Source organism: Embleya sp. NPDC020886 (assembly GCF_044333915.1).
Taxonomy (GTDB): domain Bacteria; phylum Actinomycetota; class Actinomycetes; order Streptomycetales; family Streptomycetaceae; genus Embleya.
Genome location: NZ_JBIRRX010000012.1, coordinates 142667 through 155995 on the forward strand (window position 1 = coordinate 142667; position 13329 = coordinate 155995).

Genomic DNA, 13329 nt, shown 5'->3' on the forward strand with positions numbered 1-13329 from the left:
GTCAAGCTCCTCGGGCGGTGGTGTTCGCACCGGGCGCGGGCTCGGTACGGCCGGTGCTGGACGTCTGCTGCCGCTCGTGCGGCTCCGACTCCGAGCGCGACTTCCGCTCGGGGAGTCGCCACGGTCGGCGTGTGCGCGGCGGCACAGGATCGACACCGCCAGAGTTCCAGGGGTTGCAGCGCAGGATGCGCCACACGGTGAGGTAGGTGCCCTTGAACGCGCCATGAACGGACATCGCCTCATACCCATAATGCGAGCACGACGGGTAGAAGCGACACACCGGCCCCAGCATCGGGCTGATCGTCCACTGATAGACCCGAATGAACCCCATGAACAGGTACTTCACGCCGTCGCTCCCGGCTTGGCCGCGGGCCGTTCCGGACGGACCGCGACAGGGCGCCCGGCCCGGCCCAGAAGCCGGTCGAACGCTGCGTCCAGATCCCGGGCCAGGTCGGAGTGCTCCGCCTTGGCCGCGGGTGGCAATGCCCGTACCACGACCAGGCTACCTGCCGGAAGCAGGGCCATCCGATCGTGTATGAGGTGGCGAAGCCGACGCTTGACGACGTTACGGACAACTGCGGGGCCGACAGCCTTGCTCACGACGAAACCCGCACGCGGTGGTGGAGCGTGCTCCACCACCGCGTGCGGGTCCTCTGCCACGGATTGGCGCAGGGTGTCCGGCTCGGACGGCTGCGCGGTCGCCGGGGCGCGTTCGGACGTCACGGACCCACTCGTCTCCTGTCGATGCAGGTGGACGACCAGATTCGGACGGCCGGCTCGACGCCCGCGGCGAACCGCGATCGCGAAGTCCTCGCGCCGCCTCAGCCGGTTATCGGCAGGCAGCACGGAGAGATCCGCGAACTCAGGCGGAAAGCTCCGCGCGGCCCTTGCGGCGGCGGGCAGCAAGGATGGCGCGACCGGCACGGGTGCGCATGCGCAGCCGGAACCCGTGGGTCTTCGCCCGGCGACGGTTGTTCGGCTGGAAGGTGCGCTTGCTCACTCGGGGGCTCCAGGATTTGAATCGTGGGCCGGCAGAAAAGACCGCCGGCCACCACCGTACGTCCGCATCGACATGATCTCGGACATGCGGCAGCGGTCGTCAGACAACTAGACCGGCCCACGGTACGTACCAACAGGCGACGGGGTCAAATGGGGGATCCGGGGCACGTCGCCCACCTGCGAAAACGCAGTCTCGGGCAGGCTGTACACAGCCTGTGGACAACGGGTTGAGCAGGCCGGTGGGCGCCACTACCGTGAACAGGTGGGTCGGACCGGAGCGCTCGCGCCCGGGGTCCGGGACACTGGGAGCCCTCCCGAGACCTGCGTCGATGCAATGAAAGAGCGTGCACTGTGGCTGACATCACCAGCGACCTCGCCGCAGTCTGGGCACGGTTCCTGGAACGACTGGCCACCGACGACTCGGTCACGGCCAAGGACAAGGGATGGCTCCAGCGCACCCAGCCGCTGACCCTCTTCTCCGACACCGCACTGCTCGCGGTGCCGAACGAGTTTGCCAAGGAAGTCCTGGAGACTCGGCTTCGCCAGGTGGTGACGGACGCCCTGAGCCACGGTTTCGGGCGGCCGATCCGGTTCGCGGTCAGTGTCGAGCCCGGTGCGGGCGAGCCGGAACCCGAACGGCACGAGCGTGCACCCCGGCACGACGAGTACAACCCCGGCCCCTACGGTCGCTCCTCCTATGGCGGCGACCGGTACGGCCGCGACGGCTATCCGCAGGAGCCGTACGGCCAGCAGCCGTACCGCCAGGACCGCGATCCGTACGCCGAGCCGCAGTATCAGCAGGATTACCCGCACGACCGCTACGCGCCCGGACCGTATCGGGATCAGCGCGACCCGCGCGACCCGCGCGACGCCAGGGACCCCCGTGATCCGCGGGACGCGCGTGATGCCCGTGAGCAGCGCGATCTGCGTGATCCCCGGGAACCGCGCGAGTCCCGGGACGCTCGTGATCCGCGCGATCCGCGGGACGCTCGTGACCAATATGGCTACGGGGGAAATGCGAACGGCGTATCCGATCACCCTGGAATCCCGCCTTCCGACGGGACCCTCTTCGCCGATCGCGAGGATCTGTTCGGGCCGCCCGGCTTTTCCACACCGTCCGTCCACAGCTTTGTGGATAATTCGACACATCAATCCGGCGACAGGGACCAGTCTTCGGGTGCCCCGCAGGCTCCACAGCAGGTCCCGCCGCCGCACCAGTCCCCGCCCGTGCCGCCGGTCGACGTGCCCGGCGGGCGACCGCTGCGGCTGGCCCGGCCGGGCACCGGGCGCGAGCACGGTGTGGTGGAACACGAGCCGGCCGCCCGGCTGAACCCCAAGTACCTGTTCGAGACGTTCGTCATCGGCTCCAGCAACCGCTTCGCGCACGCGGCCGCGGTGGCGGTCGCCGAGGCGCCGGCGAAGGCGTACAACCCGCTGTTCATCTACGGCGAGTCGGGGCTGGGCAAGACCCACCTGTTGCACGCGATCGGGCATTACGCGAAGAGCCTGTATCCGGGCACCCGGGTGCGTTACGTGAGCTCGGAGGAGTTCACCAACGAATTCATCAACTCGATCCGTGACGGCAAGGCCGACGGCTTTCGCCGACGTTATCGAGATGTCGATGTGCTGCTCGTGGACGACATCCAGTTCCTGGAGACCAAGGAGCAGACCCAGGAGGAGTTCTTCCACACCTTCAATACGCTGCACAACGCGAACAAGCAGATCGTCATCTCCTCCGACCGGCCGCCCAAGCAGCTCGTCACGCTGGAGGACCGGCTGCGGAACCGGTTCGAGTGGGGGCTGTTGACCGACGTCCAGCCGCCCGAGTTGGAGACCCGGATCGCGATCTTGCGCAAGAAGGCGATCCAGGAGGGGCTCAACGCGCCGCCGGACGTCCTGGAGTACATCGCCAGCAAGATCTCCCGGAACATCCGCGAGCTGGAGGGCGCGCTGATCCGGGTGACCGCGTTCGCCAGCCTGAACCGGCAGCCGGTGGATCTGCAGCTCACCGAGATCGTGCTCAAGGACCTGATCCCGGACAGCGCGGGACCCGAGATCACCGCGACCACGATCATGGCGCACACCGCCGCCTACTTCGGTCTGTCCGTCGAGGACCTGTGCGGCACCTCGCGCAGCCGGGTGCTGGTCACCGCCCGCCAGATCGCGATGTATCTGTGCCGCGAGCTGACCGACCTGTCGCTGCCCAAGATCGGCGCCCAGTTCGGCGGGCGCGACCACACGACGGTGATGCACGCGGACCGCAAGATTCGTTCGTTGATGGCCGAACGGCGCTCGATCTACAACCAGGTGACGGAGTTGACGAACCGCATCAAGAGCTGAATCGGCACCCGCACACCGCTGAGAACCGGCCGGCGTTCCCCTTTGGGGCCGCCGGCCTTCACATGTGCAGTGTGAGCTTGGTCACAACGCCCGAATCGGGGCCGAGTTATCCACCGATCGGCGCCGTCCGGGACATCCACACCGTGGGGATGACGCATCGGCCCCCAAGTTCCCCACAATGGCTTCGGGAACCTGGGGAAAAAGCCGGCGAGCCGGCAGGTCAGGTTCCTGTGGTGATGTGGAATGGATTCCTCCACAGACTGTGGATAACTTTTCGGCCGCACACCGTCCACCGCCGTGTTGTCTGGTTGTCCACGTCCCGTCCACCGAAATTCGGGGCTTGTCCCCAGGTTGTCCACGGATCTGTCCACAGTCGGGCCGGTTTCACCCCTTACGGTGAATCCCGAGCCGAGTGGCGTCCGCCAGGGGTGGGGACAAGTGGTCCCCGACCTGGGGATTGTCTGGGGACAAGTACGGGTACGCCTGGGGACGGTCTGTGGAGCCAATTCGGGCATCCACAGACACAGGGGGTTTATCCACGGGTTCACCCACACCTCGAAGTGGACAAAAAACCGGCCCTGACCTGCGCGTATACCGGTTATCCACGGTATCCACACCCCCTACTATTACGACCACACGTAGTTCAAGAGAGATCCACGGAAAACGGTCGGGTCGGGCCGAATCTGTGGACTGCCGGTTTGCCGGGGGCTGCGCGGGCTGTCGGCGCGGTGCGTCAGACTGTGTCCCGGTGGTAGGCCCCGACGGCCCGTCACCGATGCCGAACGAACGAACGGCAGACACACGACAGACAGACGGCCGGTAACGGCAGGAGGCGGTGAACCGGTGAAGTTCCGGGTCGAGCGTGACGTTCTCGCTGATGCGGTGGCGTGGACCGCACGCAGTCTCCCGGCGCGGCCGGCGGTTCCCGTCCTCGCCGGACTGCTCCTGGAAGCGGCGAACCAGCGACTGACGCTGTCCAGCTTCGACTACGAGGTCTCCGCCCGCGGCGGCGTCGAGGCCGAGATCGACGAGCCGGGCCGGGTGCTGGTGTCCGGGCGACTGCTCGCCGACATCTCCAAGAGCCTGCCGAACCGCCCCGTCGAGGTGTCCACCGACGGCGCCAAGGTGACCGTGGTCTGTGGCAGCGCTCGGTTCACCCTGCCCACCCTCCCGGTGGAGGACTACCCGGCGCTGCCGGACATGCCCACCGCCGCAGGGTCCGTCGAGGGCGACGTGTTCGCCGCCGCCGTGGCCCAGGTGGCCATCGCGGCCGGCCGCGACGACACGCTGCCGATGCTGACCGGCGTCCGGGTCGAGATCGAGGGCGACCTCGTCACCCTCGCCGCCACCGACCGATACCGGCTCGCGGTCCGCCAGTTCCACTGGAAGCCCGAGGCCGACGGCCTCTCCTCGGCGGTGGCACTGGTGCCCGCCAAGACTCTCAACGACACCGCCAAGTCGCTGACCCAGGGCGACAGCGTGCAGATCGCGCTGTCCGGGGACAAGATCGGCGAGGGCATGATCGGCTTCGAGGGTGCCGGTCGGCGTACCACCACCCGCCTGCTCGAAGGCGAATTCCCCAAGTACCGCGCGCTGTTCCCGGAGCAGTCGGAGACCGTCGCGACGGTGGAGACCGCGCCGTTCGTGGACGCGGTCAAGCGCGTATCCCTGGTCGCCGAGCGCAACACCCCGGTGCGGCTGTCCTTCTCCGACGGCCGACTGGTGCTCGAAGCCGGTTCCGGCGACGAGGCGCAGGCCTCCGAGGCGATCGACGCGACGCTGGAGGGCGAGGAGATCTCGATCGCCTTCAACCCGACGTTCCTGCTCGAAGGGCTCAGCGCGATCGGCTCCCCGGTCGCCCAGATCTCCTTCACCACGTCCACGAAGCCGGCCGTGATGACCGGCAAGCCGGACGTCGAGGCCGAGGCCACCGACGAGTACCGCTACCTGATCATGCCGGTGCGCCTCTCCGGTTGATCCGGGCCGCGGCCGAATCGGCTCGCACCCGCAGCCGATCGGGCCGCGGTCGATCCGGCCGAATGGGCACCCGGGTTCGGGCTCATCCACCGTGCATGACCCCGCAGCAGCACGGGCAACCGCTACCCGCGTACCGTCGACGCGGTGAAAAGCCCCCACAAGGGGTGTGGACAGCGGCCTCGGCGGTGCCCCACCCGGCATCGCAGCAGCGAACGAAGGATTTCAGGATGCAGCTCGGACTCGTCGGCCTCGGCAAGATGGGTGGCAACATGCGCGAGCGTCTGCGCCGCGCGGGCCACACGGTGGTGGGCTACGACCGCAACGCGGAGATCGCGGATGTGCACAGCCTCAAGGAACTTGTGGACGCCCTCCCGACACCGCGCGTGGTGTGGGTGATGGTGCCCGCGGGTGCACCGACCCAGGCCACGGTCGACGAGCTCGGCGAACTGTTGTCCCCCGGTGACGTGGTCGTCGACGGCGGCAACTCGCGCTGGACGGACGACATCAAGCACGCCGAGGCCCTGGCCGCGAAGAACATCGGCTTCGTCGACTGCGGTGTCTCCGGCGGCGTTTGGGGTCGGGACAACGGCTATGCGCTGATGTGCGGCGGCGACGCCGCGAACATCGAGAAGGTCCAGCCGATCTTCGACGCGCTCAAGCCCGAGGGCCCGGCCGGTTTCGTGCACGCGGGCAAGGTCGGCGCCGGGCACTTCGCGAAGATGGTGCACAACGGCATCGAGTACGCGCTCATGCAGGCGTACGCCGAGGGCTGGGAACTGCTGGAGGCCGCCGACGTGGTCACCGACGTCCGCGAGGTGTTCCGCAGTTGGCAGGAGGGCACCGTCATCCGCTCGTGGCTGCTGGACCTGGCCGTGCGCGCGATGGACGAGGACGAGCACCTGGAGGGCCTGCGCGGCTACGCGGAGGACTCCGGCGAGGGCCGCTGGACCGTGGAGGCGGCGATCGACCACGCCGTTCCGCTGCCCGCGATCACCGCGTCGCTGTTCGCCCGATTCGCCTCCCGTCAGGACGACTCGCCGCAGATGAAGATGGTCGCCGCGCTGCGCAATCAGTTCGGTGGGCACGCGGTCACCGCCGCGTCGACGCACAAGGGCGCCGACGCCCCGGGCGCCGACGTCTCGCCGCCGAAGGAGGCCGACGCGGGCTGAGCAATCGGCCCGCCCGCCCATGCATGTAGCGCATCTGTCTCTCGTCGACTATCGGTCGTACGCCCGGGTCGAGGTACCCCTCGAACCGGGCGTGACCGCATTCGTGGGACCCAACGGCCAGGGCAAGACCAACCTCGTCGAGGCGATCGGCTATCTGGCCACGCTCGGCAGCCACCGGGTCGCCTCGGACGCGCCCCTGGTCCGACTCGGCGCCGAACGGGCGTACGTACGGGCCAGCATCGTGCGTGAGGACGGCCGCAGCGCGCTGGCCGAGTTGGAGATCAACCCCGGCAAGGCCAACCGGGCCCGGATCAACCGCTCGCCCGCGACCCGGCCGCGCGACCTGCTCGGCCTGCTGCGCACCGTGCTGTTCGCGCCGGAGGACCTGGCCCTGGTCAAGGGCGATCCGGGCGAACGCCGCAGGTTTCTGGACGAGTTGTTGACCGCGCGCACCCCGCGCCTGCTCGGCGTGCGCCAGGACTACGACCGGGTGCTCAAGCAGCGCAACACGCTGCTGCGCACCGCGGCCCTGGCCCGGCGGGCGGGCGGTGGGCGCAGCGGTGCGTTGAGCACGTTGGACGTATGGGACGAGCACCTGGCCGCGGCGGGGGCCGAACTCACCTTCGCCCGGCTCGATCTGGTGGCCGCGCTGCAACCGCTGGTGGACAAGTCCTACGACGCGTTGTCCACAGGCGGTGGACCGATCGTGCTGGACTACCGCAGTTCGATGTCGGAGGATCCGCTGCCCACCGACCGGGCCGGCATCCACGCGGTGCTCACGGCGGCGATCGCCGCCGGCCGGGCGGCCGAGGTCGAGCGCGGTCAGACGCTGGTCGGCCCGCATCGCGACGATCTCGTGTTGCGGCTGGGCCCGTTGCCCGCCAAGGGCTACGCCAGCCACGGCGAGTCCTGGTCGTACTCACTGGCGCTGCGGCTGGGCTCCTACGAACTGCTGCGCGCGGACGGCGGCGAGCCGGTCCTGGTGCTCGACGACGTGTTCGCCGAACTCGACGTCACGCGTCGCGCGCGGCTGGCCGAGATGGTCGCGCACGGCGAGCAGGTGCTGGTCACCGCCGCGGTGGCCGAGGATGTGCCGCCCGCGCTCGCGGGTGCGCGCTACGACGTCGCCGCGGGCGAGGTGCGAAGGGTCGAGGATGAGTGACGAGTCCCACATCGGGCCCGCCGGCGGGCCCGGGCGGGCCGAGCAGCCTCCCGCCGAGCCGACGCGCGGGATCGATCTGGCCCGCGCGGCGCTGACCCAGGCCCGTGCCCAGGCCCGGACCCGGCACGATCTTCGGCAGGACCAGGGTCAGGCCCGCCGTGGCTTGAAACGTAGTGGTTCGGGGCCCGACGACCGCGACCCGCAGCCGTTGCGGCAGATCATGGGACGCCTGGTCACCGAGCGCGGATGGCAGACTCCCGCGGCGGTGCACGGCGTGCTCCAGCGCTGGCCGGAAATCGTCGGCCCGGCGATGGCGGCCAACTGTCGCCCGGAGCGCTTCGAGGACGGCGAACTGGTGGTTCGCGCCGAGTCCGACAACTACGCGACCCACGTGCGCTGGCTCGCGCCGAAACTGCTCGCCCGTCTCAATCAGGAGCTGGGCGACGGCACGGTCACCTTCATCCGGGTGCTCGGCCCCGCGCAGGAGCGTCGCCGGGGCCAGTGGCGCGCACAGCCGTAGGCGATTTTCGGCCACGACCGGTACCGCTCGAATGCGCCCCCGAATGCGCCCGCGCACGCCCACGCGCCCGCTCGGTCGCGCCGGCGGGGGCGATGTGTCCGGTGTCATACCGGTCTGACACGCTGTTACCGTCCGGGTCGGTCGCACCGCGTGGACAGGCATGAGAGCGATTCGGGACCCCGGGGCAAGTAGGGGGACATGCGACAGGGCACATCAGGGCGCCACACGCGAACCCAGGCCCCTTGGGAACCCATCTTTGTGTCGCCCCGACCGGTAGACTGAAGCAGCAATACCGCTCATGCGGATCCTGTTTCGACTTCCGCGGCTCCGTGCCCGGGGGCGTGTCGGGCCGGCTGCCTGCCGTTCGACACACCCTGCCGATCCTGCTCCCGGGCAGGGAGCCGTGCTGTGCCAGAAAGGGCGCTTCGTGGCCGATTCCGGCAACCCCAAGGAGAATGACGTGGCCGGCTCGCCGGAAACCTCTGCCGCGCTCGACTCGCCGTCGTACGGCGCGAGTGACATCCAGGTCCTGGAGGGCCTCGACGCGGTCCGGAAGCGCCCGGGCATGTACATCGGTTCCACCGGTGAGCGCGGCCTGCACCACCTTGTCTACGAGGTCGTGGACAACTCGGTCGACGAGGCGCTCGCAGGGCACGCGACGCACATCGAGGCGACCATTCTCGCCGACGGCGGCGTGCGGGTGGTCGACAACGGGCGTGGCATCCCGGTCGACATGCACCCGGTGGAGAAGAAGCCCGCGGTCGAGGTCGTGCTGACCATCCTGCACGCGGGCGGCAAGTTCGGCGGCGGCGGCTACTCGGTCTCCGGCGGTCTGCACGGCGTCGGCGTCTCGGTGGTCAACGCGCTGTCCTCGCGCCTGGCGGTGGACATCCGCCGCGACGGCTACCGCTGGACGCAGGACTACAAGCTGGGCACGCCGACCGCGCCGCTGGAGCGGCACGAGGCGACCGCCGAGACGGGCACCCAGGTCACCTTCTGGGCCGACGCGGACATCTTCGAGACCACGGTCTACTCGTTCGAGACGCTCTCCCGGCGCTTCCAGGAGATGGCCTTCCTCAACAAGGGCCTGACCATCTCGCTCACCGACGAGCGTCCGGACCACGTGAACGACAAGGGCGAGCAGCTCTCGGTCACGTACCACTACGAGGGCGGCATTGCCGACTTCGTGCGCTACCTCAACTCGCGCAAGGGCGAGCTGGTGCACCCGTCGGTGATCGACATCGAGGCCGAGGACAAGTCCCGGACCATCTCGGTGGAAGTCGCGATGCAGTGGAACTCGCAGTACACCGAGGGTGTGCACAGCTTCGCGAACACCATCCACACGCACGGCGGCGGCACCCACGAAGAGGGCTTCCGATCCGCGCTGACCGCGCTGATCAACCGCTACGCGCGGGAGAAGAAGCTGCTGAAGGAGAAGGACGAGAACCTCGCCGGCGAGGACATCCGCGAGGGTCTGACCGCGATCATCTCGGTCAAGCTCGGCGACCCGCAGTTCGAGGGCCAGACCAAGGACAAGCTGGGCAACACCGAGGCCAAGACCTTCGTGCAGCGGGTCGTGCACGAGCACCTCACCGACTGGCTCGACCGCAACCCGAGCGAGGCCGCGGACATCATCCGCAAGTCGATCCAGGCCGCCACCGCGCGGATGGCCGCCCGCAAGGCGCGCGACCTGACCCGACGCAAGGGCCTGCTGGAGACCGCGTCGCTGCCGGGCAAGCTGAGCGACTGCCAGAGCAACGACCCGTCCAAGTGCGAGATCTTCATCGTCGAGGGCGACTCGGCCGGTGGCTCGGCCAAGTCCGGCCGGGACCCGATGTACCAGGCGATCCTGCCGATTCGCGGCAAGATCCTGAACGTCGAGAAGGCCAGGATCGACAAGATCCTGCAGAACACCGAGGTCCAGGCGCTCATCTCGGCGTTCGGCACCGGTGTGCACGAGGACTTCGACATCGAGAAGCTCCGCTATCACAAGATCATCCTGATGGCGGACGCCGACGTCGACGGCCAGCACATCAACACGCTGTTGCTGACCTTCCTGTTCCGCTTCATGCGGCCGCTGGTCGAGGCCGGGCACGTGTATCTCTCCCGTCCGCCGCTCTACAAGATCAAGTGGAGCCGGGACGACTTCGAGTACGCCTACTCCGACCGCGAGCGCGACGCGCTGCTCGAACTCGGCCGGCAGGCCGGCAAGCGCGCGAAGGACGACTCGATCCAGCGCTTCAAGGGCCTCGGCGAGATGAACGCCGAGGAGCTTCGGGTGACCACCATGGACATCGACCACCGGGTCCTGGGCCAGGTCACGCTCGACGACGCGGCCCAGGCCGACGAGTTGTTCTCGGTGCTCATGGGTGAGGACGTCGAGGCTCGCCGTTCCTTCATCCAGCGAAACGCCAAGGACGTCAGGTTCCTGGACATCTGACCCGCCGGGGGGATCCGCCGCAGCGCGGATGTCCACATCCGAGTCGGCCCCACGCCACACCTCGAAAGGACTTTGACCAGCAATGGCCGAAGAGAACACCCCGGCGCCCGAAGGCGACCCGGCGGACGCGGTGAACAGCACCGGCGGTCTGCGGATCGAGCCCGTCGGGCTCGAAACCGAGATGCAGCGCAGTTACCTCGACTACGCGATGAGCGTGATCGTCTCGCGCGCCCTGCCCGACGTGCGCGACGGTCTCAAGCCGGTGCACCGCCGCGTGCTCTACGCGATGTACGACGGCGGCTACCGGCCCGAGAAGGGCTTCTACAAGTGCGCCCGCGTCGTCGGCGACGTGATGGGCACCTATCACCCGCACGGCGACACCTCGATCTACGACGCGCTGGTCCGGTTGGCCCAGCCGTGGTCGATGCGGATGCCGCTGGTGGACAGCAACGGCAACTTCGGCTCGCCGGGCAACGACCCGGCCGCGGCCATGCGGTACACCGAGTGCAAGCTCAAGTGGCTGTCCATGGAGATGCTCCGGGACATCGACGAGGACACCGTCGATCTCCAGGACAACTACGACGGCCGCAACCAGGAGCCGACGGTCCTGCCGGCCCGTTTCCCGAACCTGCTCGTCAACGGGTCCGCGGGCATCGCGGTCGGCATGGCGACCAACATCCCGCCGCACAACCTGCGCGAGGTCGCCTCCGGCGCGCAGTGGTTCCTGCAGAACCCCGACGTGTCGGCGGAGGAACTCCAGGACGCCCTGATCGAGCGGATCAAGGGCCCGGACTTCCCCAGCGGTGCGCTCGTCGTCGGCCGACGCGGGATCGAGGACGCGTACCGCACCGGCCGCGGCTCGATCACCATGCGTGCGGTGGTCGAGGTCGAGGAGATCCAGAACCGGCAGTGCCTGGTGGTCACCGAACTGCCCTACCAGGTCAACCCGGACAACCTCGCGCAGAAGATCGCCGACCTGGTCAAGGACGGCAAGATCGGCGGCATCGCCGACGTCCGCGACGAGACCTCCTCGCGTACCGGCCAGCGCCTGGTGATCGTGCTCAAGCGCGACGCGGTGGCCAAGGTCGTGCTGAACAACCTGTACAAGCACACCCAGCTGCAGGACACCTTCGGCGCGAACATGCTCGCGCTGGTGGACGGCGTCCCGCGCACGCTCTCGATCGACCTCTTCATCCGCAACTGGGTGGAGCACCAGATCGAGGTGATCGTCCGGCGGACCCGCTTCCGGCTGCGCAAGGCCGAGGAGCGCGCCCACATCCTGCGTGGTCTGCTCAAGGCCCTGGACGCGATCGAGGAGGTCATCGCGCTGATCCGGGCCTCGAACACGGTCGACGAGGCGCGCACCGGCCTGATCGGGCTCCTGGAGATCGACGAGATCCAGGCCAACGCGATCCTGGAGATGCAGCTTCGCCGGCTGGCCGCCCTGGAGCACCGGAAGATCACCGCCGAGCACGACGAGCTGATGGCGAAGATCACCGACTACCAGGCGATCCTGGCCTCGCCGGACCGGCAGCGGCAGATCATCAGTGAGGAACTGGCGGCGATCGTCGACAAGTTCGGCGACGACCGGCGCAGCGCGCTGGTGCCCTTCGACGGTGACATGTCCATCGAGGACCTGATCGCCGAAGAGGACATCGTCATCACCATCACGCGCGGCGGCTACGTCAAGCGCACCCGGACCGACCTGTACCGCTCGCAGAAGCGCGGCGGCAAGGGGGTGCGCGGCGCGCAACTGAAGCAGGACGACATCGTCGACCACTTCTTCGTGACCACCACGCACCACTGGATCCTGTTCTTCACGAACAAGGGCCGGGTCTATCGGGCCAAGGCGTACGAGCTGCCGGACACCGGTCGCGACGCGCGTGGTCAACACGTGGCGAACCTGCTCGCGTTCCAGCCGGACGAGAAGATCGCCCAGGTGCTCGACCTGCGCGACTACGAGGTCGCGCCGTACCTGGTGTTGGCGACCAAGGCCGGTCTGGTGAAGAAGACCGCGCTCAAGGAGTACGACACCAACCGCGCGGCCGGCGTGATCGCGATCAACCTGCGCTCGGACGAGGCCGGTGACGACGACGAGGTGATCGGCGCCGAACTGGTCTCCGCGGACGACGACCTGCTGCTCGTGAGCCGCAAGGCGCAGTCGATCCGGTTCACCGCCACGGACGAGACGTTGCGGCCGATGGGTCGGGCGACATCCGGGGTGAAGGGGATGAGCTTCCGCGAAGGCGACGAACTGTTGTCGATGAACGTGGTGCGTGCGGGCACGTTCGTGTTCACCGCCACCGATGGGGGCTTCGCAAAGCGAACCAGTGTGGACGAGTATCGCGTCCAGGGACGTGGGGGCCTCGGTATCAAGGCCGCCAAGATCGTCGAGGACCGAGGTTCACTCGTCGGGGCACTCGTCGTGGACGACACGGATGAAATCCTCGCCATCACGCTCGGCGGTGGAGTGATCCGCACCCGCGCCGCGGGTGTCCGGCACACCGGACGTGACACGATGGGTGTGCAGCTGATCAACCTGGGTAAGGGCGACGCCGTTGTCGGCATCGCACGTAACGCCGAACCTGAGCCCGAGGCCGAGATCGACCCAGAGGTCGACGGGGCCGAAGCCGGTGCGGCCGATGGCACGCACGAGCCGACCTCCACCGTCGAAGGGGAGGTCGCGCCCGGCGGGCAGGAAGGGTGACGCGTGAGCACAGAC

10 protein-coding genes are annotated in these 13329 nt (G+C 68.5%); 7 read left to right on the top strand and 3 right to left on the bottom strand.

Going from position 1 to position 13329, the window contains the following annotated elements:
- Position 1: 1 nt before the first annotated feature.
- From yidD to rpmH, 3 genes are read right to left on the bottom strand one after another with little or no spacing between them, the layout of a single operon-like run.
- On the bottom strand, positions 2-346 hold the full coding sequence (gene yidD, locus ACH4U8_RS33685) for a membrane protein insertion efficiency factor YidD (RefSeq protein WP_020557146.1): 345 nt from the start codon (positions 344-346) through the stop codon (positions 2-4).
- Positions 343-846, bottom strand: a complete 504-nt coding sequence (rnpA, locus tag ACH4U8_RS33690; RefSeq protein WP_395782262.1) for a ribonuclease P protein component — start codon at positions 844-846, stop codon at positions 343-345. Before rnpA ends, yidD begins: the two co-directional genes overlap by 4 nt.
- Positions 847-862: 16 nt before the next feature.
- Positions 863-1000: a 50S ribosomal protein L34 gene (gene rpmH / locus ACH4U8_RS33695; RefSeq protein ID WP_010849920.1), complete on the bottom strand. Its 138-nt coding sequence runs from the start codon at positions 998-1000 to the stop codon at positions 863-865.
- Positions 1001-1350: 350 nt separating this feature from the next.
- Here rpmH and dnaA point away from each other — a divergent pair, with 350 nt between their 5' ends.
- The 7 genes from dnaA to gyrA all read left to right on the top strand — a co-directional run bounded on the left by dnaA (position 1351) and on the right by gyrA (position 13314).
- Complete coding sequence (gene dnaA, locus ACH4U8_RS33700) at positions 1351-3339, top strand: chromosomal replication initiator protein DnaA (RefSeq protein WP_379991256.1); 1989 nt, start codon at positions 1351-1353, stop codon at positions 3337-3339.
- An 843-nt stretch (positions 3340-4182) separates the two neighbouring features.
- Positions 4183-5316, top strand: a complete 1134-nt coding sequence (gene dnaN, locus ACH4U8_RS33705; protein ID WP_395782264.1) for a DNA polymerase III subunit beta — start codon at positions 4183-4185, stop codon at positions 5314-5316.
- Positions 5317-5543: 227 nt separating this feature from the next.
- The gene (gene gnd, locus ACH4U8_RS33710) at positions 5544-6485 is read left to right on the top strand and encodes a phosphogluconate dehydrogenase (NAD(+)-dependent, decarboxylating) (protein WP_360311324.1); all 942 of its coding nucleotides are present in this window, start codon (positions 5544-5546) and stop codon (positions 6483-6485) included.
- A 19-nt stretch (positions 6486-6504) separates the two neighbouring features.
- Positions 6505-7647, top strand: a complete 1143-nt coding sequence (gene recF, locus ACH4U8_RS33715) for a DNA replication/repair protein RecF (protein WP_395782266.1) — start codon at positions 6505-6507, stop codon at positions 7645-7647.
- Entirely contained in the window at positions 7640-8167 is a 528-nt protein-coding gene (locus tag ACH4U8_RS33720) for a DciA family protein (protein WP_360311320.1), read from the top strand. Before recF ends, ACH4U8_RS33720 begins: the two co-directional genes overlap by 8 nt.
- A gap of 403 nt (positions 8168-8570) precedes the next feature.
- A complete protein-coding gene (gene gyrB, locus ACH4U8_RS33725; protein WP_360311318.1) occupies positions 8571-10607 on the top strand; it encodes a DNA topoisomerase (ATP-hydrolyzing) subunit B in 2037 nt (678 codons plus the stop codon).
- An 82-nt stretch (positions 10608-10689) separates the two neighbouring features.
- Positions 10690-13314, top strand: a complete 2625-nt coding sequence (gene gyrA / locus ACH4U8_RS33730) for a DNA gyrase subunit A (protein ID WP_360311316.1) — start codon at positions 10690-10692, stop codon at positions 13312-13314.
- The last annotated feature ends 15 nt before the right edge of the window (positions 13315-13329 follow it).